Consider the following 24,849-nt stretch of genomic DNA (forward strand, 5'->3'; position numbering starts at 1 on the left):
CACGGCTCCGCCGATTGGCGCCGGTGACATCCCTGTCGCAGGCGCTGGTCCGGTTCGATACCCAGCAGATGCAAAACCCGGAAGTATCCGCTATCGAGTACCAGCAAGGCACATTGGCCGGGTACGACTGCAACCAGCGGAAGGGGAGTCAAGACGTTGCCGCCTTCCTGGCAAAGCAGCCGGAGGTGTTGCAACGAATCCAGACCCAGGCCAAAGTCCCATGGAAAGACGCCGCCGCCGTGAACAGCACCCGCTGGGCACTGTTCCAACGGCTCAAGGCGACAGGGCTGGATATGGAGGTCGCGAGCGGCGGCCGAACGAAATGGAATCGCCATCGCTTGCACGTCCCCAAGGACCATAGCCTCGATGCCGCCTGTGTAGGCCACGTCGATGCCATTCAGCACTGGCAACAGCCCGTCCTCGCCATCAAGGCTATGGGTCGTGGCAGCTACCAGCGCACGCGTCTCACCAAACACGGCTTCCCCCGCAGGTATCTCACTCGTAGCAAAAGCGCCTTCGGGTTCCAGACCGGGGATCTGGTCCGAGCTGTGGTGACGACGGGCCAAAAAGTCGGCACCTATCTGGGCCGCGTCGCCATCCGCGCCAGTGGGCGTTTCAACATCCAGACCGCACCAGGACTGGTACAAGGCATCCATCACCGATTCTGCACCTTGATCCAGAGGGCGGACGGCTATGGATATTCCCTCACGAAGAGAGCCTTTGACAAAGGAGATGCGGGAACAGGGGCGGCTTGCGCCGCCGCGCTCTCCCTCCCCGGCCTGAGCGCCGGGGTTTCCCGCGCCACTGGATGACGACATTCAAGGCCCCGCGAGTACGCTACAAGAAAACCGCCCGCCTCACGACCGGCCTTGCCAGCTATCAGCACATTGCCCTCATCGTGCACGGGCTCGCGGATCTCGCTCACGCCCCCTTCGGCGATATCCTGCAAAAGCGCCTGAAGACGCAGGCCGTTACGGTGAAGCCGGGCGCGACCTTCTTCACCGAAGCACCGAATGAGGCCGGCACGCAGCTTGCTGTAGGGTTCGCGGACGAGACCCTGAGCCCATTTGCGCGCCTCGAACTCGCCCGCAGTCTTACGAAGTTCCGGCCAGGGGTCACGAAGGCCGCCCTGCTCGCCCTGGGGCTCGAGGGCGCCGCACACACGGGGGCGGTGCATGCCCTCGTGCGCGCCGTCTATGCACAAGCGCCCCTGCCGTCGTGGCAGGCCGAGCGGCGCGATACCAGCCCGGTCGCCATCGACGTCTACGGCGTGGATCATAATGAAGACGCGGCCTTGCGGGCCCGCGCCTACGGCAACCATCTCGCGCGCGCCCTGTCGGTGCTTCCGGAAAACGAGCTTGGGCCCGCGCAGTATGTGAAGCGGGTCAAAAAACTCGCCGCTGAGAACGGGTGGCGCCTGCGCTTTCTGGACGAAAAGCGTCTTGCCGCACTCGGTGCCGGCGCTTTTCTGGCAGTGACGCGCACACGCGCGGTGGGCTCGGGCATCGCGCATGTGCGCTACACCCCACGCAGGGCCTCGAAACCCCCCATAGCCCTGGTCGGCAAGGGGATTTGTTTTGATACGGGCGGCGTCAACCTGAAACCCGCGCGCCACATGTACGGGATGCACGAGGACATGGCCGGCAGCGCCGTGGCCCTGGGGACGCTATCGGCGCTTGCGCGCTTGCAGGTGCCCTTCCAGGTGGACTGCTACCTGGCCATCGCCGAGAACGCCATCGGTCCTGCAAGCTATCGACCCAACGAGGTCGTGCGCGCCGCCGACGGCACGACCATAGAGGTCGTGCACACGGATGCGGAGGGACGCATGGTGCTGGCCGACACCCTGGTGTTCGCCTCCCGCGAGCGACCCGGCCTCATCATCGACTACGCGACCCTCACAGGCGCGTGCGTCTATGCCCTCGGGACGCGCATGACAGGCGTCTTCACGAACCGTACCGCGCTCATCCCACGACTCATTGAGGCAGGCCGCGCAAGTGGCGAGCGGGTATGGCCCTTCCCGCTCGAAGAGGACTACAACGCCGACCTGAAAAGCGACATCGCTGACATCAAGCAGTGCACGCTCGAAGGCGAAGCGGATCACATCCTGGCGGCGCTGTTCCTGAAGCGCTTCATAGCCCACGACCCGACCTGGATCCATCTGGATCTCTCGGCGGGGCGCCACAAAGGGGGGCTCGGTGCGATTCCCTCGGATGTCACGGGATTTGGCGTCGATTTCACCCTGGCCTTGCTCGCCGATCCGGCCTTCAAGTGGTAGGCCGCGCCATCCAGACTGGATTTTAGAGAGCCGGGGCGGTACTATTCGCCCTTTGATCGGACTGCCTGGTGTCACAGGCGGCCGCGATCCTTAAATCGTTAAGCGCCCCCACCTTGGGGCGCTTTATATTTTGGGGGGCGCGATGCCAACCGAACGCTATCTCATGACGACCTACGGGCGGCTTCCTGTCGCTTTCACACACGGCGAAGGGGCCTGGCTCTGGGACGAGGAAGGTCGTAAGTACCTGGACGGCCTCGCCGGCGTTGCGGTAAACGGCCTAGGTCACGCCCATCCGGCGGTCGTCGAGGCGGTCTGCGCCCAATCCCGGCGCCTAATCCACGTCTCGAACTGGTATCACAATCGCGAACAGGAGGCCCTCGGCCGGAAACTCTGCGAGGTGGCATCCATGGATCGGGCGTTCTTCGCGAACTCCGGGGCCGAGGCCAATGAAGCGGCCTTGAAGCTCGCGCGGCTGCATGGACACCGCAAAGGGGTCGAGGCGCCAGCTGTGATCGTCATGGAAGGGAGCTTCCATGGACGCACCCTGGGCACCCTGAGCGCCTCCGGAAGCCGCAAGGTGCAAGCGGGCTTCGAGCCCCTGGTGCCAGGCTTTCGGCGCGTGCCATTCAACGATCTCGGCGCCGTGCGCCAGGTGCGCGAGCGGGACCAGACCGTAGTCGCGGTGCTCGTCGAGCCCATCCTCGGAGAGGGCGGTATCCATATCCCGGACCCAGGCTACCTGAAGGGCCTGCGCAAGATCTGCGACGAAGCGGGCTGGCTCCTCATCCTCGATGAAATCCAGACCGGCATGTGCCGGAGCGGCTCGTGGTTCGCCTGGCAACAAGAGGAGGCGCGCCCGGACGTCATGACGGTCGCCAAGGCTCTCGGTAACGGCCTGCCGATCGGGGCGTGCCTTGCGCATGGCGCGGCCGCCGAGCTGTTCCATCCCGGACAGCACGGCTCGACATTCGGCGGTGGCCCTCTGGTAACGGCCGTGGGGCTCGCTGTCATCGAGACACTTGAAGCCATGCGTGCCTGGGAACGGGCCCAAACCCTGGGGGCACGACTGCTCGCCGACCTGCAAGAGCGGCTGCACGACACCGCGGGCGTCAAGGCGATCCGCGGCCAGGGCCTCCTTCTGGGCATAGAGCTCGATCGCCCCGCGCAGCCCGTCATGAAGCTCGCCTTGGACCGCGGCCTGCTGATCAATGTCACCGCCGAACGGACGGTCCGCCTGCTGCCGCCGCTCATACTGAGCGACGAGGAGGCCGGCCTCCTTGCGCAGGGAACGGTGGCCGCGATCCAGGAGTTCCTGGCGTCATGACCAGGCACTTCCTGAGTCTCATGGACTGCACGCCCAAGGAACTGCGCATGCTGGTCGAGCGCGCCGTCACGCTCAAGGCCATCCTGCGTCGGCGCGAACCTCACGAATATCTGCGCGGCTCGAGTCTCGCACTCATCTTCGAGAAATCCTCGACCCGCACGCGGGTCTCGTTCGAGGCCGGTATCACGCAACTCGGGGGCAACAGCATGTTCCTTGCCCCCGCCGAGCTCCAACTGGGACGGGGCGAGCCGCTCGAGGATACCGCGCGCGTGATCTCGCGCATGGTCGACGCCATCGTCATCCGCACCCACGAACACGCCAAGCTCACGGCCTTTGCCGCTCATTCGCAAGTCCCGGTCATCAATGCCCTGACCGACCGGTTCCATCCCTGCCAACTTTTGGCCGACATGCAGACCTACTTCGAGCACCGAGGCGACATCGCCGGGCGCACGGTGGCCTGGATCGGCGATGGCAACAATGTCTGCCAATCCTGGATCAATGCCGCGCGGCAGTTCGGCTTCACCCTACGCATCGCCACCCCGCCAGGCTACGGCCCGGACGCGGATATCCTCAGTGCCGCCGGGGACGCGGCGCGACCGGTCGCGAGCCCGGAGGAAGCGGCCACCGGTGCAGACCTCATCGTGACGGATACCTGGGCGAGCATGGGACAGGAATCAGAGAAGGAGGTGCGCACGCGCGCCTTCCAGGGGTTCTGCGTCGACACGCGCCTCATGGAGATCGCCGCCCCCGATGCGCTCTTCATGCATTGCCTGCCCGCCTACCGCGGGGTCGAAGTGGCCGCCGATGTCATAGATGGACCGCGCAGCGTGGTCTGGGACGAGGCCGAAAACCGCCTCCACGCCCAGAAGGCGCTCCTGGAATTCCTGCTCGGCTGAGCCTGCCCCAGGAAATCCGGAGACCTATCGGCGGTAACCAAACAAGAGCCGCGGATAAGGCGCGCAGCGTCGGCAGAGGAAGGCAATCTGCCGGAAGAAGAGCCGCGCCTGCCCCCACACCTCTTGTGCGATCGCGCTGTCGAAACGGCGGCCGGTCGGGTTCGCGGCCTCCGGATCGATATGGTAGTAATGCACGATCAAGGGCTTGCCGTATAAGCGCATGCGGGCCTCGAAGGCCTGCAGTTTCGCCGGGGGCGTGGTCTTCTGGAAGGCAACGAGCAGGACTTCCGACTTCAATTTGCGCAAAAGGGCGGATTTGGCCGACACGCCACCGTTGCAGAGGACCGTCCCCGAAACATCGGCGGGATCGGCCGCGCTCGCCTGAATGGACTGGAGGGCCCCCGCCCGCCCCCAACCGAAGGTCACGATCTTGCGGCCCGGTGCACTCAGGTAATGGAGTGCGGCGCGCTCGCGGGCGACCGAACGCCCATGCGTGCCGGTGGGTGCACTACCGTCTTTATGTTTGGACCCGAGCCCCATGGTCAGCACCCGGTAACCCTGCGCGCCCACGCGGTCGGCCCATGCCAGCGTATGCTGGTCGAGGCCCGCCTTGCCGGGCAACAGCAGAAGCCCGATGCGCGCCGATGGTGGGCCCGTGCGATACACGTCGAACCGACGACCGCTCTGTGTCGCCAGTTGCACGAACTTTCCGGAAAACGCCCGACACGATAAGTCGGGAAGCTTGTGGGCAAGCACCGAGGCGCTGACCAAGACCGCACCCAAGCCCGCCGCTATTCCACGCAACATCCTCACTCCTCGCGTTACGCCCGGTCCCGCGGCACGCATCATGCCGCCGGGCATTATGAGGGCTTACCCCATCGACCTCAAGCGTCGAAACCGGCGCCAGCTTGTGGGTTCGCGAAGCCTACCCCATTCGCGCCCCCGGACAAGAGCCGAGGACGATGAACGGGGGCGCGGGGGTGCCATGCGGACGGGGAGCGCCGGGAGCAACTTCCCAAGCCCCGGTGTATACTTCGCCGCATGCCTATCCCTTATATTTTTACCATGCAACGGGTGACGAAGGTTGTCCCGCCGTCGCGCGAAATTCTCAAGAATATCTCGCTGTCATTCTTTCCCGGCGCCAAGATCGGCGTACTCGGATTGAACGGCGCGGGCAAATCGACCCTCTTACGGATTATGGCCGGCGTCGACCAGGATTTCGACGGCGAGGCCCAGCCGGCCTCCGGCGTCCGCATAGGTTACCTCGCGCAGGAGCCGGCGCTGGATCCGACCAAGGATGTCCGCGGAAACATCGAGGAGGGGGTGGCGGCCACGAAGGCCCTGCTCGAGCGCTTCAATACCATAAGCTTGAGGTTTGGCGAACCGCTCTCCGACGACGAGATGAACGCCTTGATCGAGGAGCAGGCAGCGGTCCAGAGCGAGATAGACGCAGTCGGCGCCTGGGACCTAGAGCGGAAACTGGAGATCGCCGCCGAAGCGCTGCGCCTGCCCCCCTTCGATGCCGACGTCACGGTGCTTTCGGGAGGCGAGCGGCGCCGCGTGGCGCTCTGCCGGCTGCTCCTGTCGGAGCCGGATATGCTCCTGCTCGATGAGCCCACCAACCATTTGGACGCGGAATCGGTCGCCTGGCTTGAGCGTTTCCTGAAGGACTACAAGGGAACGGTCGTGGCGGTGACCCATGACCGGTATTTCCTGGATAACGTGGCCGGCTGGATTCTCGAACTCGACCGCGGTCAAGGGATCCCCTGGGAGGGCAATTACTCCTCCTGGCTCGATCAAAAGGAAAAGCGCCTCGCCATCGAGGAAAAACAGGAATCCGCGCGGGCACGGACCATCAAGCGCGAGCTCGAATGGGTGCGCACGGCGCCCAAGGGGCGACATGCCAAGAGCCGCGCCCGACTGGCAGCCTACGAGGCCCTCATCGCGCAGGATACGGAACAACGCAACGAAACCCAGGACCTCTTCATCCCGGCAGGACCGCGGCTCGGGGACTTGGTCGTGGAGGCCTTGGATCTTGCGAAGAGTTTCGGCGACCGCCTACTCATGGAGCACGTGAACTTCAAGTTGCCGCCCGGGGGCATAGTGGGGGTCATAGGCCCGAACGGCGCGGGCAAGACTACGCTTTTTCGCATGATCGTGGGCGAAGAGAAACCTGACGGTGGCGCGCTGCGCGTCGGTCCCAGCGTCGTGCCCGCGTACGTGAGCCAGACTCGCGACGCCCTGGATGGCAATAAGACCGTGTGGGCCGAGATCTCCGGCGGCTCAGACATGATCCTGCTCGGCAAACGCGAGGTCTCCTCGCGCGCCTATGTCGGGCGCTTTAATTTCCGCGGCGCCGACCAGCAAAAGTTCGTGAAAGACCTGTCGGGGGGTGAACGCAATCGCGTCCACCTCGCCAAACTGCTGAAAAGTGGCGGCAATCTCCTGCTACTCGACGAACCGACCAATGACTTGGACGTGGATACCTTGCGGGCACTGGAAGAAGCCCTGCTCGAATTCGGTGGTTGCGCCATCGTCATATCCCATGACCGGTGGTTCCTCGACCGCGTGGCGACCCACATCCTGGCATTCGAAGGCGAAAGCCAGGTCGTATGGTTCGAGGGCAACTACGCAGACTACGAGGTCGACCGCAAACGACGCCTGGGCGTGGAGGCTGATCGGCCCACCCGCATAAAGTACAAGCGGCTGGCCTGACGTCGTGCGTAGCTCCGGGGGTCGGTCCGGCGATGCCCTTGCAGGGCGAGGCCAGGACACGGTGGCCACGCGCGGCCTCCTCTGGTCGACGATCAAAAGGCTTGCCCCCTACCTATGGGAATACCGGCTGCGCGTGGGATTCGCGCTCGCCTCGCTCATCGTGGCGAAGGCGGCCGGGGTGGCGGTTCCCCTGGTTCTGAAAGACATCGTCAACGACCTCGACTCCGAGCGCTCTATACTCATCGTACCCGTGGCACTGCTCGCCGCCTACGGCGGCTTGCGATTCGCCAACTCGCTCTTCGGCGAACTACGCGACCTCGTGTTCGCGCGCGTCAAGCAGCGTGCTGTTCGGCGCGCGGCCACGACGGTCTTCCGTCACCTCCATACCCTGTCCCTGCGATTCCATCTGGATCGACAAACAGGTGCGGTGGCGCGCGACATAGAACGCGGCAGTCGCGGCATCGCGCTGCTCTTGAACGTACTGCTCTTCAATATCATCCCCACGATCGTCGAGATCGCGCTCGTAGCCGGCATCCTGATCGCCAAATTCCGCTTCTGGTTCGCGGTCATCACGTTTTGCACGCTCGCACTCTATGTCGGCTTCACCTTGTTCATCACGGAATGGCGCACGGTCTTCAGACGATCGATGAACGACATGGATTCGCGCGCCAACAACCACGCGGTGGACAGCCTCCTGAACTACGAAACGGTGAAGTTTTTCGCCAATGAGGACTACGAATCCGGACGCTATGATGCCCATCTCGCCCAATGGGAAGATGCCGCCGTCAAAAATCAGTCATCGCTCGCCTTTCTGAACGCAGGACAAGCGGCCATCATCGCGGTCGGCACCACAGGCCTCATGCTGCTCGCGGCCCAAGGTGTCGCGAACCACACCATGACCATAGGCGACCTCGTACTGGTCAACGCATTCCTGATCCAGCTCTTCATGCCCCTGCACTTCCTGGGCTTCGTTTATCGCGAGATCAAGCATTCACTCGCGGACATGGAAAGAATGTTCGCTTTGCTGGACGCGCCGATCGATATCGCCGATGCTCCGGGGGCGCCCGATCTCGCGATTACGCGTGGCGAGGTGCGATTCGATCACGTGGCCTTCTCCTACGGCGGCCAGCCGCTCCTCGATCATGTCGACTTCACGGTCGCGCCCCAATCGACCACCGCAGTGGTGGGGCCGAGCGGTTCGGGGAAATCGACCGTCATGCGGCTCTTGGCACGCCTCTATGATCCCGAGGACGGCCGCATCCTGATCGATGGCCAAGACATTCGCGCCGTGACACAAAAGAGTCTGCGGCAGGTGATCGGCATCGTCCCGCAAGACCCGGTCCTCTTCAACGACAGCCTGTATGCCAACATCGCCTACGGTCGTCCGGGCGCAAGCCTCGATGAGGTGCGAGAGGCCGCGGAACTGGCCCATCTGGGCCGCTTCATCGCCGCCCTGCCGGACGGTTACGAAACCCGGGTAGGTGAACGCGGCTTGAAGCTCTCGGGCGGCGAGAAACAGCGCGTGGCGATCGCCCGGACCCTACTGAAGCGCCCCCGGATTCTGCTCTTTGACGAAGCCACATCGGCCCTGGATGCCGCCTCCGAACGGGTGGTGCAGGAGGGCCTCGCGCTGCTCGCCCAGCGCCGGACGACGATCGTCGTGGCCCATAGGCTCGCGACCATACAGCACGCGGACCAGATCCTTGTCATGCGCGAGGGACGCATCGTGGAACGCGGGCGCCATCGCGAACTCATTGCACAAGGCGGCCTCTACGCGGAACTCTGGGCCCTGCAGCAAGAGACGCACCGGCCGCCACACGCGGATCCAGTACCGACGCTAAAGGCCTTGGGCCAATAAAAGTCCAGCCAATAGGATCGCGACCGACAACAGACCTATGGTGCGCCCGACGATGCGCGTGGCGCCGAACTGGCCTGTGCGCAGGCCGCGGGGGCCGAGCACCGTGTCATGCCAAGCCGTAAGCGCGAGCACCAGCCCGACCATCACAAGCTTTGCACCCAAGGTGATACCAAAGGGATCCGACCAAAACCTGGCCTGCAGGAACATCTCGGGGCCTACGCCGATAACCCAGAGCAGCAAAGGGCCAGTCACGATCAAAGTGCCGAGCGCCACATAAGCCACGGGACGAAACGCGCGGCCAAGGGCCTCGGGGATACCGGCCCCAGGCGCCGCGCGCGCCGCCGGCACGACCGCAAACACGAAAAACAACACACCGCCCACCCACGTGGTAGCGGCCAACACATGGAGCGCGATCAGCGCCAGGAATATGGCTTCACCCATCCACGCGCTCCATCAGGTATTCACGCAGCACGACCGCGTTATTGTGGGTCTCGTCACGCGCCGCGTACGCCAGCACGACCCCGCTCTCGCACGCCGCGACCACCAGCGCATCAGCGACCTCCGGATGAGCGCGCAGTTCAGCCAAGTAACGTCGACGAAATTCCAGGAAACGCGCAGGCTTATGCCCAAACCATTGGCGTAGCGGGGTCGTGGGTGCGGCGTCCCGAGCCCATCCGGCCAAGCCCGCGGCCGCCTTGCTGAGGCCCCGCGGCCACACCCGATCGACCAGCCAACGTGGAGGCTCGTCGGGCCCCACCGGCTCATAGATACGACGCGCGATGATGCGCGGCGCACACCCGCGATTCACGCCGCCTGCTGAACGATCTTCAGGGCATCGCCGAGCGATTGCAGCCCCACGGCGGCAAGCTTGCCGTCGACCACCAGCGCCGGCACGGTACGCACACGCAGGTTCGCGACCAGCGCCCGCCCGACGGGCTCGGCGATATCAAGAACCTGATAGTCGATCGGCTGGCGGCGCGCCACCTCACTCCACACCTGCTCGGCCTGCGGGCACACGGGACACCACTTCGAGACCAATAGTCGCACTTCCATCGCACACCTCCACAAACCATCGTTTGGAGCCACTCTACGAGTCGCACCTGGCACGGCTCCTTGATGGCCATCAAGGATGACGGGGCCGCGGCTGTATGGTAATGATAGCGGCCGGCGCGACAAGCGCCCAGGAGACTTCATGGACAGCCAACTCATCGAGAGCTTCACACACCACCATCGCGCGCTCGACAACACCTTCGCAGAGGCGCGATCAGCCGCCGAAGACGGCGACTTCGCACGCGCAAGCCAGGCGCTGCAAGCCTTTCGTGAGGCCCTTGAGCGCCATATGGGGGCGGAGGAGACCTGGCTCTTTCCAGCCTACGAAGCCCAGCACGGCCCCGACAACGCCATGACCGCCATCCTTCGCAAGGGACATCGTGACCTACGCGGATTCTTCGAGGAGATCGCCGAGGCCTTGGAGCAGGCCGAGGGCGAGGAGGCCGTGGCGCTCATAGGCACGGTGGGCCAGATCCTCCAGCACCACGACGAGAAGGAGGAGCAGGAGTTTTACCCGGCGGTCGCCCCGCTCTTAAAGGATGCGGGCCCAGCTATCAAGGCGCTGGGGGCGTAACGCCGCGGCGCACCGCCATGGCGCGGCCCAAAGCCGCGATCTCGGGCGCACCGAGCAGGGCGCGGGCGCGCGGCAGGATCACGGTATTCTCGGCCTCCATGTGGGCGCGCATGCGGCTCACATAAGGTTCGATGGGAAGATCGGTCGGTGTGGCGGGGAGCGCCCGCAGGATGCGCTCAAGGGGCGCATAGGTGCGCTCCAGATCCCGATGCTCGGCCATCAGACGCGCCATGGCCGCAGCAAGCGCGCCATCGCCCTCACGTTCAAGCAGGGGCGCGAGATCGTGCTCTTCATCCTCATGGTGCCAACGCCCCGCCTGCGCGAAATAAGCCCACACCCGCTCGGCCGCCAGCTGCGCATCGCGGTCGCCGCCGTGAGCCCGCACATGGGCCTTCAAGCGCACAAGCGTCGCGCAATGCCCCTCGATGCGCTCGTGACAGGCCGCTAGGAGCCCCAAGGGGTCGTCGAAGCCAGGCGCAGCCTGCGCGCCCTTCTCGCCGATATGCATGGCATCACCTCCGTCTTCGCGTCATCAAGGCTCGGCGCAGCGCATGCACTGGACATCGTAGCGATCCAGCCAGACCCGCAAGGCCTCCATGGCCTTGGGTCCGGTCACGAGATCGGCGAACGCGGTCGCGGGTTCGACAGGCCGCACCTTGGCAAGCCAGGCATCCGTATACGGACCGATGTTGACTAGGTGCGGGGTCTCGAGGACCGCGGCGTTCACCTCCTCCACCGTCCCTTCGAACGGGCAGGGCACGCCGCCTGCCCACTTGCCGCTCTCGAGGGTCGCCACGTGGCGGCCCTTGTTCAGGTGCGTGCCGACCTTCTTGATGCGGATCTTCTGCACGCGCCCGGCCATGGTCTGCGCGGCATCCGTGATACCGAGAACCACAAGGCCGTTCTCGTCGGGACGCGCCCACACATAGTCGAGGTCATAGAAAAGATCGTCCGGCAGCTCGCATCCGCGGTACTCTGTCATGCCTTGTGCTCCTTGGGTTTCAGTGTAAGGATCGGGCCACAACGCCCACCTTGACTGCCATCAAGGCCGCCCCGATCCCGCTTCGTCCCGCCATTGCGCGAGCCGCGCGCGATCGGTGATATGAATGTCGTTGCCAGCGACCGAAATGAGCCCCAGATCGCGCAAGGCCGCAAGCACGCGCGAGAAGGTTTCGGCCTTGACCCCAAGGCGCGAGGCCACAACGTTCTTGTGGACCTGGATATGAACGTCCCCCGAATTGGCGTCGGCCGGGGATTGGTCAAGCAGGTAGCCCGCCACACGCTGTCCGGCGGTCTCCAGCGTCAGGGCCTGCACATCGTTGATGAGCTGGTGCAGACGCATGCTGATGCTCGCCAACATGCGCAGCGCCATGCCGCCGTTGGCCTTCAATATCCTCACGAAGTCGCCGGTCGGGATCTCCACGAGCACGGCATCGGACAGGGCGGCGGCATAGACCGGATAGTGGCCGCCCAGGAACACGACAGCCTCCCCAAATGTCTGTCCGGCCATCAGGATCTCGATCACCTTCTCGTTGCCCTGGGGCGAGAGCCGATAGAGGCGCACGGAGCCCGTCACGATGAAATAGAAGGCGCTGGCCTGATCGCCTTCAGCGAACAAGTTCTCGTGGGCCTTGAGGGTGCGTCGTTTGGCATGGCCGAGCAGCTGCTCGATCTCGTCCGGGAACAGTCCCGCAAAGAGTGGCGCCTTGTGGACCGCCTTCAAATCCTCATGCATGGCCACCTCCTCCTGTTACTATAGGCGCCCTTCGCGCCCCGCGCTCAGGTGACCGTCCGATGGAGCTTTTCGAACCCGCCGACAATAGCGGCATACTCCCCATCGCCTATTTCCATGCCCTGGCGCGCCTAGGCGGTGAGGGACTGATCCTGATAGAGCCGGCGCGGTCCTTCGTGAGCTTAGGCGCGTTCGACGATGCAGCAAGCTGCCTGGACCAGGACTATTGCCGCACCCACGACATCCCGGTCATGCGGCGCGAGACCGGCGGCGGCATGGTGCTGCTGGGCCCGGGCCAGGTCTTCTATACGCTGGTCCTAAGACGACCCCACGCCACCGTGCCAAGCCGGGTCGACGAGGCCTATCGGCACCTCTCCGAAGCCCCGATCGCAGTCTATCGCCGTTTCGGCATCGATGCCCGGCTGCGCCCTATCAATGATATTGTCACAGCTGAGGGGTGCAAGATCGGCGGGCAAGGCGCGGGCGACATCAACGGGCGCTTCTGCTTCGTCGGCAGCATCCTGCTCGATTTCGATACCGACCTCATGCATCGCGTGGTCAAGCTGCCGGATGAGGATTTGCGCGCCCCCCTTAAGGCCGGCCTGGATGAGGGACTCACATCCATCTACGCCCGCACCGGGACGCACCCAGAGCCTGTGGCCGTCAAACGTGCCCTGACCGAGGCCTTCGCGCCACTCCTCGGAGGTCTCACGCCGCGTGCCGTGCCCACCTGCCTTCTTACCAAGGCGCACGAGGTGGCCCGCGAGTTGAGTGACCCGCAGGTCGTGAACTCCGACGACACCCAGCCCCGGCCGCTCTTCAAGGTGCGCGAAGGGCTCTATCTCTGCCAACGCGCAATCGTGACCGCTACCGGCCGCATCGTCGTATCGCTCACGATCCAGGATGACCGCATAAGAACCGTGGCCCTGCGCGCGGCCTCGGGAGACGCGCCCATCAACCTATCATCCCTCGTCGGCCGGCCACTCGAGCACGCAGCACTCCTAGCCGCCCTCCCCAACCTCTCCGCCCTCGGCGTCGAGCGCGACGCCTTCATCGCGGCGCTCTTAGGTGCGCCAAGCTAAGCCACGAAGCGCCGGGCATTACGGAATATCTCGAACCACGGGCCGTACTCGCCCCAAGCTGGTGGGTGCCAGGAATTGGCGACCGTGTGAACCGCCCGTTCCGGGTGCGGCATGAGGATGGTGAAGCGGCCGTCCGGGGTCGTGAGTCCGGTGATGCCGCCGGTCGACCCGTTGGGATTGCGCGGATAGACCTCGGTCGGACGCCCGTAGTGATCCACATAACGCGCCGCCACGAGCCGTTCGTGCTCCAGCACGCCACGGCCCTCGGACGTCAATACCACGCGGCCCTCGCCATGGGCGACCGGCACCGGGAGGCGGGCGCCGGCCATGCCCGCAAGCAATACGGAAGGATTATCCGGAAGCTCCACCAACACGGTGCGCGACTCAAATTGTTCGGAGCGGTTGCGCACGAACGATGGCCAGGCCTCGGCACCCGGTATAAGCGGCCGCAGATGCGCCATCATCTGGCAACCGTTGCAGACCCCAAGGGCAAAGGTGTCGGGGCGCTCGAAGAAGGCCGCGAATTGCCCGCGCAGCCCCTCATGAAAGAGGATCGATTTGGCCCAACCGCCGCCCGCTCCCAGCACGTCCCCGAACGAAAAACCGCCACAGGCCGCAAATCCCGCGAAGGATGCGAGATCCTCGCGGCCTGCGAGCAAATCGCTCATGGTGACGTCCACCGCCTCGAAGCCTGCCGCCATGAAGCCCGCCGCCATCTCGCGCTGGCCATTGACTCCCTGCTCGCGGAGGATGGCCACGCGAGGCCTCGTCGAGGCCAGATGCGGGGCGAGCGGCACATCCACATCGAAGGGCACATGGGCATGCAGGCCCGGATCGGCCGGGTCGGCCAATAGCGCATAGGACTCAGCCGCGCTCTGCGGCTCGTCACGCAAGGCCTGCATGCGGAACGAGGTCTCGGCCCAGAGGCGCTCATAAGCCATGCGGTCGCCTTCCAGGAACACGCGGCCGCAATGGCGCACGATAATGTCGCGTCCCGGGCGCACAGTCCCTATGCGCCTCGTGTAACGCAGCAGACCCTTCTTCTTCAGGGCCCCGAAAATCCCTTCGCGGGAGGCGGCCGGCACTTGCAATACCGCGCCCAATTCTTCGTTGAACAAGGCCGCCACGGGGTCGAGGCCGAGGCCCGTGATATCGATGTCGAGGCCGCACTTGCCGGCGAACGCCATCTCGCACAAAGTGACGAACAGGCCGCCGTCCGAACGGTCGTGGTAGCTTAGAAGCAGCCCAAGCTCATTCAGGGCCTGGACGACCCCGAAAAACAGCTTGAGGAGCCGCGGGTCATCCACGTCGGGCGGGCGGCCGCCCTCGAGCCCATAGACTTGCGCGAGCGCCGATCCGCCCAAACGATCCTTACCGTGCCCGAAATCGACGAGAAGCAGTTCCGTGTCGCCCGCGACCACGCACTGCGGCGTCAAGGTCTTGCGCACATCGATGACCGGGGCCGCCGCCGTTACGACCAAAGACACGGGCGCGCGCACCTCCTGCCGATCACCATGCGCCCGCCACTGCGCGCGCATGGACAGGGAGTCCTTGCCGACTGGAATGGCGATACCGAGGGCCGGACACAGCTCCAGACCCACGGCCTCGACGGCATAATAAAGGGCGGCGTCCTCACCTTCACTGCCGGCGCTCGCCATCCAGTTGGCGGACAGCTTCACATCCGGGAGGCGCCGGATGCGCGCGGCCGCCAGATTGGTCAGCGCCTCGCCGATCGCCATGCGCGCCGAGGCCGGGGCGTCGATCACCGCGACCGGTGCGCGCTCGCCCAGGGCCAGCGCCTCGCCCGTCGTATCCCCATAACCGGTTGCAGTCACGCCCACATCTGCCACCGGCACCTGCCAGGGACCCACTGTCTGGTCACGGCACACAAGCCCCGATATGCTGCGATCGCCGATCGTCACAAGGAACTCCTTGCTCGCGACCCCAGGCAGGGTGAGGACACGGGCGACGGCCTCGTAGATATCGAGCGATCGAGTCGCCACGGCGCGCGATGGACGGCGCACGGATCGCACATCGCGCTTCATGCGCGGCGGGTCCCCAAGAAAGAGGCTGAGCGGGAGATCGACGGGATAGGGCGCGCCGCGATCAGCGAAATGCGCATCATGCACCCGCAGCCGCTGCTCTTCGGTCACACGACCGACAAGAGCCGCGGGGCAGCGTTCGCGCTCGCAAAGCACCATGAAAAGCGCAAGCGCGTCCTCGCGCACCGCCAGGACATAGCGCTCCTGCGCCTCGTTGCACCAGATCTGCATGGGCGACATCTGCGGCTGGCCGTTCCAGATGGCGCGCATCTCGATGTCAGCACCGCGATGCGCGCCGTGGACGATCTCGGGTAGCGCGTTCGAGAGGCCCCCTGCCCCGACATCGTGGATGGAGAGGATGGGGGTGTCTGCGCCCAAGGCTATGCACGCCTCGATGACCTCCTGAGCGCGCCGCTGCATCTCGGCATTGCCGCGCTGCACAGAAGCGAAATCCAACTCTTGCTGACCGCCGCCACTGGCGCCGCTGGAGGCGGCCCCGCCTCCGAGCCCGATCAAAAGCGCGGGACCGCCCAAGACCACAAGGGGGGTCCCGACGGGCAGGTCGCGCTTGGTCACCTGCGAAGGCCGCACGATACCGGCCCCGCCCGCCAGCATGATGGGCTTGCGGTAACCATAGACTGCGCCCGCACTCTCGAGCTCGAAAGATCGGAAATAGCCGAGGATGACCGGGCGACCGAACTCATTATTGAAGGCCGCCGCCCCGACGGGGGCCTCGAGCATGATATCGAGCGCGCTTGCGAGCCGCTCCGGTGCCCCGCGATCGACCTCCCAAGGACGCAGGGCGTCCGGCAGACGCAGATCAGAGACCGAGAAGCCCGCGAGGCCTGCCTTGGGGTGCCCCCCCAAGCCCGTCGCGCCCTCGTCGCGGATCTCGCCCCCGGCCCCGGTGGCCGCCCCTGGATGAGGCGAGATCGCAGTCGGATGGTTGTGAGTCTCGACCTTGAGCAGTATGGGTACGGGCTCTTGGTGGGTGATGTAGCGCCGAGTCTCTCCGTCGACGAACAGGCGCGACCCGAGTGGCGCCCCCTCAACGACTGCCGCGTTATCGGCGTAGGCGCTCAGAAGACCCCCCGGACTCGCCTTGGCGGTCTCGCGTATCATCGCGAACAGCGACCGCTCGCAAGGTCTCCCGTCGATCGAAAAATCGGCATTGAATATCTTATGGCGGCAATGCTCGGAATTCGCCTGCGCGAACATCATGAGCTCAGCATCGGTCGGATTGCGGCCGAGGCCAGTAAAGGCCTCCAGTAGATAGCGGCGCTCCTCGTCCGAAAGCGCGAGACCCAAGATCCGATCAGCATGGATCAGGGCGTCGATTCCCTCGCCCAAAACGTCGATTACGGACCCCGGCGCCGGGGTCGCATCCAACCACAGGGCGGCGCTGTCGGCCGGATCGGCGAGCACCGTTTCGGTCATGCGGTCGTGGATGAGCGCGGCTACGCGGTCGCATTCCTCGGCGCTCAGAACCCGCTCGGAGGCCAGATGCCAGACGATCCCGCGCTCAAGCCGCACCACCGACTGCAGGCCGCATCGGCGGGCGATGTCGGTTGCCTTGCTCGACCATTCGGAAATGGTCCCAAGCCGCGGGACCACGAGGAAGGTGCGTGACTCAGGCGCAATCGGTAGCGGCGGTGCGCCGTAATCCAATAACGCCGCCAACACCTTCTCTTCAGCGTCGGACAGCGGGCCATCGAGGTGCGTGAAATGCCGATAGCGGGCCGCCACCGCCGTAATCGGCGCCACCTGCGTCAGGCGTCGAAGCATACGTTCCGCGCGAAACGCCGCAACGGCCGCCGGGCCGTCAAAACTCAAGGTCATATGCGTCATCGACGTCGGCTCCGCGACCTCTTGCCCAGACTCGGGCCCCTCAAGGGGGGGCGCAAGACCCCCGATCCACCACCTCGCGCCACGCGCCTACTGCGTTGACGTGGCGGGCGACGCCAGCGGCACGCTACCTGCACTCTCCCCTTTGGAATTGGCGTGCGTATTGCTTAACGGCGGCCCGCTCATTCCGGGCGGAGCCTTCTGGGATGACTTGGCCGTGGCAGATGACTGGGAGGTGGCCGGGGGCGACTGCGTCGCCGCGGGGGCCACGGGGCCCGCCGGCGGCTCGGCCTCGCGGCCGGTCCCGGGCGCCTGTCGCGTCGTCGTGGACGGGAGCACCTGTCCATTCACCGCGTAGCGACTGTGATCGGGCGGCGTCGACATGCCGGATGGGATCTGCAGGGGCGGCAACGGGGGCGGCACTACATAAGCCGGCGCCCGACATCCGCCCCCCGTCGATGCACACCCCGAAAGACCCACGCCTGCCACAATCACCACCGCCAACCATCCATACCTCATAGCTTGATCCCCGCCTGCTGTAATGCGTCTCGAACCGCCGACTGCCTGTCGCCGGATAACGGTGTCAATGGAAGCCGCAGACGGGGCCCGATGAGGCCCATCGCGTGCAGCGCCCACTTCACGGGAATCGGATTCGACTCCACGAATAAGGCCTGATGCAAGGCCGTAAGCGTCGCGTCCGCCCGTCGCGCACCCTCGCGATCACCCACGAAGATCGCCTCCCACGCCTCGCTCATCGCCCGCGGCGCGACATTCGCCGTCACTGAGATCACGCCCTGGGCCCCGAGGAGCCCGAGCGCGACACCCGTCGCGTCATCGCCGCCATAAAGGGCGAAATCCGGACCGCACGAGGCGCGTATGGCGCGCGCCCGGTCCAGGTTCCCGGTCGCCTCCTTGATGCCCACGATACCCGGCACTCTCGCAAGCCGCGCCACGGTCTCCGGCAACATATCGCACGCCGTGCGGCTCGGAACGTTATACAGAATCACGGGGACATCGACGGCATGCGCGATCGCCGAGAAATGCTGGAAGAGCCCTTCTTGTGTCGGTTTGTTGTAATAAGGGGTCACGACCAGACAGGCCGAAGCCCCCGCCTCGGCCGCCGCGCGACTCAAGGCGATGGCCTCCGAGGTGGCGTTGGCGCCGGTCCCGGCGATGACAGGCAGCCGCCCCGCCAGCGCCCGCACCACGTGCGCGATGACCGCCACATGCTCGTCGACATCCAAAGTCGACGCCTCGCCGGTCGTTCCGACCGCTACGATGCCGTGAGTTCCGGCATGGAGATGGAAGTCGAGAAGCCTGTCTAGGGCTGCAAAATCGACAGCGCCATCGTCACGCATGGGCGTCACGATGGCGACAAGACTACCGCGAATCATAAGCCGGCCCACAGTAAAAGCGCGATACTACTTGCCATACCGCTGGCAAGCAAGGGAAGGGCTGCATGGCAGCGCCCCGATCGGGACAGGCAAAGAAACGCATGGCGATCCGGCAAGTCGCTGCCAGCCGGACCCCCTGGGGCTCCCGCCCCCGCCGCCCCTGCCCTGGGCACGCGACCTTAATGCGCAAGGACCCTTTGCACCACCGTCCGCAACTCGTCATTACGGTAAGGCTTGGCCACGGCCTCGCAAAAGCCGTAGTGCTTATAATTGGCCATGATCGGATCGTTGGAGTAACCGCTCGACACGATTACTTTGGCCTTGGGGTCGAACTCCAAGAGCTTGCGCACGGCCTCGCGCCCGCCCATGCCTCCCGGTATCACGAGATCCATGATCACGAGATGATAGGGCCGCTCCTCGTCGACCGCCCCCTTATAGGCAGCGAGCGCCTCCGCTCCGTCCTTTGCGTAGCCGACCTCGTAGCCGAAATGGGTAAAAAGTCGGCCCAGAACATCACGAATGAACGACTCGTCATCCATGATCAGGATGCGTCCGTGGCCCGGGCGCACACGCCCCGCGGGGTTGGTGGCGGACGGGAGGCCCTTGTCGGAAGCTGGCAACAAGATCCGGAACGTCGCACCCCGGCCGACGTCGGAGTCGACTGTGATCACGCCGCTATGCTTGCGGACAATGGAATAAGTCGTGGCGAGCCCAAGTCCGCTGCCCTTTTGTTTCGTGGTGAAGTAGGGGTCGAAAATCCGCGCCTGATTCTCCTTGCTAATCCCCGTGCCCTCATCGGCGCACACGATTTCGGCATAGTGCCCCGGGGCTAAACCATGCCCCTCGCCCCCCGTGAGTCGCACTTCGTTGACAATGACACGTATCCGCCCACCCTCCGGCATGGCCTGCTGCGCGTTCAAGACGAGGTTGTGCACGACCTGACGAATCTGCCCCTCATCGGCCTCCACCACCACGTGGCCGTTCACCGACACCTCACAGAGAATGTTCGATCCACGCGAGGCGAACTCGGCCGAATCGCGCACTACCGAACCTATGTCAATCGGCCTTTTGACCGGCGCCCCGCCTTTGGAGAAGGTCAGGAGCTGCTGCGTAAGATCCTTGGCCCAAAGGGCGGCGCGCTCCGCCTCCTCAAGCCTGTCATAGACCTGCTCACCCGCTGATGTATAAAGCTTGGCAAGCGAGATGTTGCCCATGATCGCCGTAAGAATATTGTTGAAGTCATGGGCGATAGCGCCGGCCAAAAGCCCTACAGATTCGAGCTTGCTGGCCTTCTGGCGCTCTTCCTCGAGCCGCTGCGCATCGGTCACGTCGCGAAACACCACGGCAGTTCCCCGCAACTGCCCCTCGGCATCGCGCATCGGCATAATTCCGGTCGCCACCGCGCACTCGCGCAAGTCGCGACGAATCAATATCCCCTCCCGGTCCGGTCCGCCGTAGCCCACGCGCTCGCTGCCGCCACTCACGACCTCGGCAATGAAAGGCGCCTCGCGCACCACGAACACCTCCGTAAGCGGTCGCCCGACGGCCTCTTCCTGGCTCCACCCTGTGAGCTGCTCGGCCGCGCGATTGATCAAAACGACGCGCCCACCGATATCGGTCGCGATCACGCCGTCACCTATCGAGCGCAAGGTGACCGCGAGACGCTCCTTCTCCAGCGCCAAGGCCTCGGCCACCCGGCGCTGATCGTCGATGTCGGTGGCCGCGCCGAGCCACGCGCGCACCCGTCCCCGGGCGTCATGTTCGGGCTGGATATGCACGAGATGCCAACGATAACTCTGGTCGCGGCCCCGTTTAAGCCGCACCTCCGCGGACAATTCGGCGCCCCCGAGCAAGGCCTCGCGCCACACATGCTTCTTCCCTTTGAAGTCATCGGCATGCACGACGTCCTCCAAGGCAAGCCCGCTTACGCTCTCGCTATCGACACGGAAGTAGCTCAACGTTCGCTGATTCACGTACTCGAAACGCAGGTCACGAGTTATGATCCAGACGAGCTGCGGTACGAAATCGGCCAGATTCCGGTAGCGGCGCTCGCCCCGCCGCTGCACCTCCGCCACCTGTCGCGCGCGCTCGCGGCGCTCGCTCTCTTGTATGAGCCGCGCCTGGGCCTTGATCTGCCGATTCTTGCGAAATAGATCCGCGAAGACCGCAACCTTGGAGCGCAAGATCTCGATATCGAAGGGCTTAAACAGATAGTCGACCGCGCCGAGCGAATAGCCCTTGTAGACGTACTGTTCTTCCTTGTTGATCGCCGTCACAAAAATGATCGGGATTGAGCGCGACTTGCGGCGCTTGCGGATGAGGCTCGCGGTCTCGAAGCCGTCCAATCCGGGCATCTGGACGTCCAGCAGAATGACGGCGAACTCGGTGCGCAACACCTCCTTCAGCGCCTCGTCGCCGGACAAGGCCTTGACCACATCGTATTCCGGATTATCCAACGATTCGGCCACTGCCGTTACGTTTTCGGGGCGATCGTCGACGACCAGAATCTTGATTTTCTCGTCGCTATCCACGATACGCTCCTATGAAACCGCCTCGGGAGTGCCGGTCTTGAGCCAGCGTTTGACCATACGCAAGAGCGCCGCGGCATCCACAGGCTTCGTTATGTAATCCGATAAGCCCGCTGCCAGCGACTTTTCGCGGTCCCCTTTCATGGCCTTCGCGGTGAGCGCAATGATCGGCAGATCCTTGTAGCGATCAATCCGTCGAATCGCCTGGCTGGTCTCGTAACCATCCATATTCGGCATCATGATATCCATGAGCACGACATCGACATCCTCGCTTTCTTGAAGGATCTCGATGGCTGCCGCACCGCTCTCGGCGAATACCACGTTCAGTTTGTGGTTCTCAAGGACGCTCGATATGGCGAAAATGTTGCGCACGTCGTCGTCGACCACGAGCACCTTCTGCCCCGAAAAGGCCAGGGTATCGTCGTCGCTCGCGGCACTATCAGCCTCGAATACGATCGCCTCCCCGAAGTCGGCGGCCGGCTCGCGCCCGCCTTCGTCCTCGACCTCCTGCCCCGTATAGGCCTCGGGCAGGTAGAGCGTAAACTCGCTGCCCTCGCTCTCAACACTACGAAGATGGATCTCACCCCCGAGAAGTCGCGAGATTTCGCGGCTGATAGTAAGACCAAGCCCGGTGCCACCATACTTGCGGCTTGTGGTCGCATCTACCTGCTGAAAGGCCTCAAAAATGAGCCGCTGCTTGTTATCGGCGATCCCGATACCGGTGTCGCGGACCGTGAAGGCCACAACGACCTGGGACTCGCGCAAAGTGTCAGCCTGAAACATGGAGCGGTTGCCCCGGTAACGGTAGGCCTCAAGGGCGATGGTTCCGCTATCGGTGAACTTGAAGGCGTTCGATAGCAGATTCTTCAACACCTGCTGGAGCCGCTGGCCGTCCGTGAACATCGCCTCCGGAACATCGCCTGCGACCTTAATGGTAAAGGCGATGTCCTTCTGTTGTGAGACCGCGCGGAAGTCCCGGACCACGTAGTCGATAAGCTCGGCGACCTTCGTGTTGCTGGCGACGATGCCCATCTTGCCCGCCTCGACCTTGGAGAGGTCAAGGATCTCATTGATGAGGTTCAGGAGATCGCGCCCGGAGGCGTAGATCGTATTGGCGAACTGCACCTGCTTGCTGTTTAGGTTGGCATCGCGGTTCTCGGCCAGGAGCTTGGCCATGATCAACAGGCTGTTGAGCGGCGTCCGCAACTCGTGCGACATATTGGCCAAGAACTCGGATTTGTATTTGGAGATCATGGCGAGCTGCTCGGCCTTTTCCTCGAGCGACAGGCTCGCCATCTCCACCTCCTGATTCTTGATCTCGAGCAGCGTAGCCTTTTCCTCAAGCTCCTTGGCCTGGGCCTCAAGTTCGCCATTCGAGTTCTGAAGCTCCTGGAGCAGCTCCTCTGTGCGCATCGAGGCGCCCATGATGTTCAGCACCACGCCAATACTCACCATGAGCTGATCGAGAAACACCCGATGGATTGAGTTGAACGACTGGAACGAGGCAAGCTCGATCACCGCCAGTACGTCGCCCTCGAACAGCACAGGCAACACCAGGATGTTGGCGGGACCGGCGTAGCCGAGCCCGGAGGCGACGCGAATGTAGTCGTCGGGTACGGTGCCAAGAACGATGGGCTTCTTCTCAAGAGCACACTGGCCGACGATTCCCTCGCCGAACTCAAAGCTCGTGGGAACTGAGGCGCTCTTGTTGTAGGCGTAGGACGCGATCAGGTCCAGGCGGTTCTCTTCGACGTTGACGCTGTAAAAGGCCCCATGCTGAGCGGACACGAGCGGGGTGAGTTCGCTCATGATGAGCCGGGAGACCGCCGACAGGTTCTTCTGGCCCTGCATCATGGCCGAAAAGCGCGCCAGATTGGTCTTGAGCCAATCCTGCTCCATGTTTTTCTCGGTGGTCTCCTTCAAGTTTTTGATCATCTGGTTGATGTTGTCTTTGAGCGCGAGAACCTCGCCCTCAGCCTCAACCGTAATCGAGCGCGTGAGATCACCCTTGGTCACCGCCGTGGATACCTCGGCGATCGCGCGTACCTGTGCCGTCAAGTTGCCGGCCAGCTGGTTCACGTTCTCGGTCAAATCCTTCCAGGTGCCAGCAACCCCCGGCACCTTGGCTTGACCGCCGAGCTTGCCCTCGATGCCCACTTCCTTGGCAACACGCGTCACCTCGGCCGCGAAGGACCGCAGCTGGTCGACCATGGTGTTGATGGTGTCTTTCAATTCCAGGATTTCGCCGCGCGCATCGACTGTGATCTTCTGCGACAAATCGCCCTTCGCGACGGCGGTTGTGACAAGCGCTATATTACGCACCTGCGAGGTCAAATTGCCGGCCAGCTGGTTTACGTTCTCAGTCAAATCCTTCCAGGTGCCGGAGACCCCCTTCACCCGTGCCTGGCCGCCGAGCTTGCCCTCGATACCCACTTCCTTGGCAACACGCGTCACCTCGGCAGCAAACGAGCGCAACTGATCCACCATGGTGTTGATGGTGCTTTTGAGCTCGAGGATTTCGCCACGCGCGTCGACTGTGATCTTTTGCGACAAATCGCCGTTTGCAACGGCGGTTGAGACCTCGGCGATGTTACGCACCTGCGAGGTCAGATTGCCGGCCAAACCGTTCACATTGTCGGTCAAATCCTTCCAGGTCCCCGAGACCCCCGGCACGCGCGCCTGGCCGCCGAGCTTGCCGTCGATACCCACTTCCTTGGCAACACGCGTCACTTCCGCCGCGAACGAGCGCAACTGATCCACCATGGTGTTGATGGTGCTTTTGAGCTCGAGGATTTCGCCACGCGCGTCGACTGTGATCTTTTGCGACAAATCGCCGTTGGCCACCGCCGTCGTCACAAGCGCGATATTGCGCACCTGCGAGGTGAGATTGCCGGCCAAGCCATTCACATTGTCGGTCAAATCCTTCCAGGTGCCGGAGACCCCCTTCACCCGTGCCTGGCCGCCGAGCTTGCCCTCGATACCCACTTCCTTGGCAACACGCGTCACCTCGGCAGCAAACGAGCGCAACTGGTCGACCATGGTGTTCACTGCACGGCCGATTCGCACAAGATCGCCCTTGACGGGGCGCCCCGCGACTTCGAAGGGAACCGTCTGAGACAAGTCACCGCTCGCGACGGCGCGGATGACGCGGGAGATCTCGTGGATGGTGTGCACGAGGTCATCGACGGCACTGTTTTGAGCCTCGATCATGGAGGCCCACATGCCCTGCATGCCATTCGGTGATGCCCGCTCGGCGATACGGCCGTGGCGGCCGACCAAGTTCGCGACGCGACCGAACTCATGGGCTAATCGTTGATTGTGGCGAGCAAGGGAATTGAAGACCTGGGCGATCTGCTGAGCCTGTCCGCCCTGACGCAAACGCAGCCGGGCACTGAAATCCCCATCATGCAGGCGTTGCAGCCCGACAAGCAGGCGCTGCATGTCGTCGTCCTTGTCCCCAGGGCCCGTGCGACGCGCCCGAACCGGCATTCGGGAGGGAACCGTCGACGTCCGCCCCTTCTTGCTCCTCAACCC

The 24,849-nt window shown here is 64.2% G+C and carries 20 protein-coding genes; 9 read left to right on the forward strand and 11 right to left on the reverse strand.

Going from position 1 to position 24,849, the window contains the following annotated elements; all coding sequences use genetic code 11:
* The 4 genes from ACYCTF_RS00795 to argF form a co-directional block, all read left to right on the forward strand.
* Positions 1 to 812 (forward strand): RRXRR domain-containing protein (locus tag ACYCTF_RS00795; RefSeq protein WP_461284412.1); only part of this gene is annotated, 812 nt, incomplete at its 5' end.
* Positions 809 to 2,275, forward strand: coding sequence for a M17 family metallopeptidase (locus ACYCTF_RS00800; protein ID WP_461282960.1), 1,467 nt, complete (start codon positions 809 to 811; stop codon positions 2,273 to 2,275). The genes ACYCTF_RS00795 and ACYCTF_RS00800, both read left to right, overlap by 4 nt.
* A 142-nt stretch (positions 2,276 to 2,417) precedes the next feature.
* Positions 2,418 to 3,599 (forward strand): acetylornithine/succinylornithine family transaminase, encoded by a 1,182-nt coding sequence (locus ACYCTF_RS00805; RefSeq protein ID WP_461282959.1) that lies wholly within the window; start codon positions 2,418 to 2,420, stop codon positions 3,597 to 3,599.
* The gene (gene argF, locus ACYCTF_RS00810) at positions 3,596 to 4,495 is read left to right on the forward strand and encodes an ornithine carbamoyltransferase (RefSeq protein WP_461282958.1); all 900 of its coding nucleotides are present in this window, start codon (positions 3,596 to 3,598) and stop codon (positions 4,493 to 4,495) included. The genes ACYCTF_RS00805 and argF overlap by 4 nt, the downstream gene beginning before the upstream one ends.
* Positions 4,496 to 4,519: 24 nt before the next feature.
* Here the strand turns inward: argF and ACYCTF_RS00815 are convergent, their stop codons facing one another.
* On the reverse strand, positions 4,520 to 5,302 hold the full coding sequence (locus ACYCTF_RS00815; protein WP_461284413.1) for a dienelactone hydrolase family protein: 783 nt from the start codon (positions 5,300 to 5,302) through the stop codon (positions 4,520 to 4,522).
* Between the two features lie 234 nt (positions 5,303 to 5,536).
* Here ACYCTF_RS00815 and ettA point away from each other — a divergent pair, with 234 nt between their 5' ends.
* A complete protein-coding gene (gene ettA / locus ACYCTF_RS00820) occupies positions 5,537 to 7,210 on the forward strand; it encodes an energy-dependent translational throttle protein EttA (RefSeq protein WP_461282956.1) in 1,674 nt (557 codons plus the stop codon).
* Between the two features lie 61 nt (positions 7,211 to 7,271).
* Positions 7,272 to 9,068, forward strand: a complete 1,797-nt coding sequence (locus ACYCTF_RS00825) for an ABCB family ABC transporter ATP-binding protein/permease (protein WP_461282955.1) — start codon at positions 7,272 to 7,274, stop codon at positions 9,066 to 9,068.
* Here ACYCTF_RS00825 and ACYCTF_RS00830 read toward each other — a convergent pair.
* From ACYCTF_RS00830 to ACYCTF_RS00840, 3 genes are read right to left on the reverse strand one after another with little or no spacing between them, the layout of a single operon-like run.
* Positions 9,048 to 9,509, reverse strand: a complete 462-nt coding sequence (locus ACYCTF_RS00830; protein WP_461282954.1) for a hypothetical protein — start codon at positions 9,507 to 9,509, stop codon at positions 9,048 to 9,050. The two genes, ACYCTF_RS00825 and ACYCTF_RS00830, sit on opposite strands and share 21 nt — an antisense overlap.
* Positions 9,502 to 9,876, reverse strand: coding sequence for a DUF488 domain-containing protein (locus tag ACYCTF_RS00835; protein ID WP_461282953.1), 375 nt, complete (start codon positions 9,874 to 9,876; stop codon positions 9,502 to 9,504). The genes ACYCTF_RS00830 and ACYCTF_RS00835 overlap by 8 nt, the downstream gene beginning before the upstream one ends.
* Positions 9,873 to 10,121 (reverse strand): thioredoxin family protein, encoded by a 249-nt coding sequence (locus ACYCTF_RS00840; RefSeq protein ID WP_461282952.1) that lies wholly within the window; start codon positions 10,119 to 10,121, stop codon positions 9,873 to 9,875. Before ACYCTF_RS00840 ends, ACYCTF_RS00835 begins: the two co-directional genes overlap by 4 nt.
* 139 nt (positions 10,122 to 10,260) lie before the next feature.
* On the opposite strand from ACYCTF_RS00840, the gene ACYCTF_RS00845 reads away from it, so the two are divergent.
* Positions 10,261 to 10,692 carry a hemerythrin domain-containing protein gene (locus ACYCTF_RS00845; protein ID WP_461282951.1) on the forward strand — a complete coding sequence of 144 codons (432 nt, stop codon included), beginning with the start codon at positions 10,261 to 10,263 and terminating at the stop codon, positions 10,690 to 10,692.
* On the opposite strand, the gene ACYCTF_RS00850 is transcribed toward ACYCTF_RS00845, so the two are convergent.
* From ACYCTF_RS00850 to ACYCTF_RS00860, 3 genes are read right to left on the reverse strand one after another with little or no spacing between them, the layout of a single operon-like run.
* On the reverse strand, positions 10,673 to 11,200 hold the full coding sequence (locus ACYCTF_RS00850) for a hemerythrin domain-containing protein (RefSeq protein WP_461284414.1): 528 nt from the start codon (positions 11,198 to 11,200) through the stop codon (positions 10,673 to 10,675). The genes ACYCTF_RS00845 and ACYCTF_RS00850 overlap by 20 nt on opposite strands.
* A gap of 24 nt (positions 11,201 to 11,224) precedes the next feature.
* Positions 11,225 to 11,674, reverse strand: coding sequence for a biotin/lipoyl attachment domain-containing protein (locus tag ACYCTF_RS00855; RefSeq protein ID WP_461282949.1), 450 nt, complete (start codon positions 11,672 to 11,674; stop codon positions 11,225 to 11,227).
* 60 nt (positions 11,675 to 11,734) lie between these two features.
* A complete protein-coding gene (locus ACYCTF_RS00860; protein ID WP_461282948.1) occupies positions 11,735 to 12,427 on the reverse strand; it encodes a Crp/Fnr family transcriptional regulator in 693 nt (230 codons plus the stop codon).
* A 59-nt stretch (positions 12,428 to 12,486) separates the two neighbouring features.
* Here ACYCTF_RS00860 and ACYCTF_RS00865 point away from each other — a divergent pair, with 59 nt between their 5' ends.
* Entirely contained in the window at positions 12,487 to 13,506 is a 1,020-nt protein-coding gene (locus ACYCTF_RS00865; protein WP_461282947.1) for a lipoate--protein ligase family protein, read from the forward strand.
* Here the strand turns inward: ACYCTF_RS00865 and purL are convergent.
* Positions 13,503 to 17,387: a phosphoribosylformylglycinamidine synthase gene (purL, locus tag ACYCTF_RS00870; RefSeq protein ID WP_461282992.1), complete on the reverse strand. Its 3,885-nt coding sequence runs from the start codon at positions 17,385 to 17,387 to the stop codon at positions 13,503 to 13,505. The two genes, ACYCTF_RS00865 and purL, sit on opposite strands and share 4 nt — an antisense overlap.
* A 223-nt stretch (positions 17,388 to 17,610) precedes the next feature.
* Between purL and ACYCTF_RS00875 the strand changes: the two genes are divergently transcribed.
* Positions 17,611 to 17,751, forward strand: a complete 141-nt coding sequence (locus ACYCTF_RS00875; protein WP_461282946.1) for a hypothetical protein — start codon at positions 17,611 to 17,613, stop codon at positions 17,749 to 17,751.
* Positions 17,752 to 17,908: 157 nt separating this feature from the next.
* Here the strand turns inward: ACYCTF_RS00875 and dapA are convergent, their stop codons facing one another.
* The 3 genes from dapA to ACYCTF_RS00890 form a co-directional block, all read right to left on the reverse strand.
* A complete protein-coding gene (gene dapA / locus ACYCTF_RS00880; RefSeq protein WP_461282945.1) occupies positions 17,909 to 18,787 on the reverse strand; it encodes a 4-hydroxy-tetrahydrodipicolinate synthase in 879 nt (292 codons plus the stop codon).
* Positions 18,788 to 18,966: 179 nt separating this feature from the next.
* Positions 18,967 to 21,318 (reverse strand): hybrid sensor histidine kinase/response regulator, encoded by a 2,352-nt coding sequence (locus ACYCTF_RS00885; RefSeq protein ID WP_461282944.1) that lies wholly within the window; start codon positions 21,316 to 21,318, stop codon positions 18,967 to 18,969.
* A 9-nt stretch (positions 21,319 to 21,327) separates the two neighbouring features.
* Entirely contained in the window at positions 21,328 to 24,804 is a 3,477-nt protein-coding gene (locus ACYCTF_RS00890) for a HAMP domain-containing protein (RefSeq protein WP_461284418.1), read from the reverse strand.
* Positions 24,805 to 24,849 lie beyond the last annotated feature (45 nt).

The sequence above is a fragment of the Acidiferrobacter sp. genome (assembly GCF_054609335.1).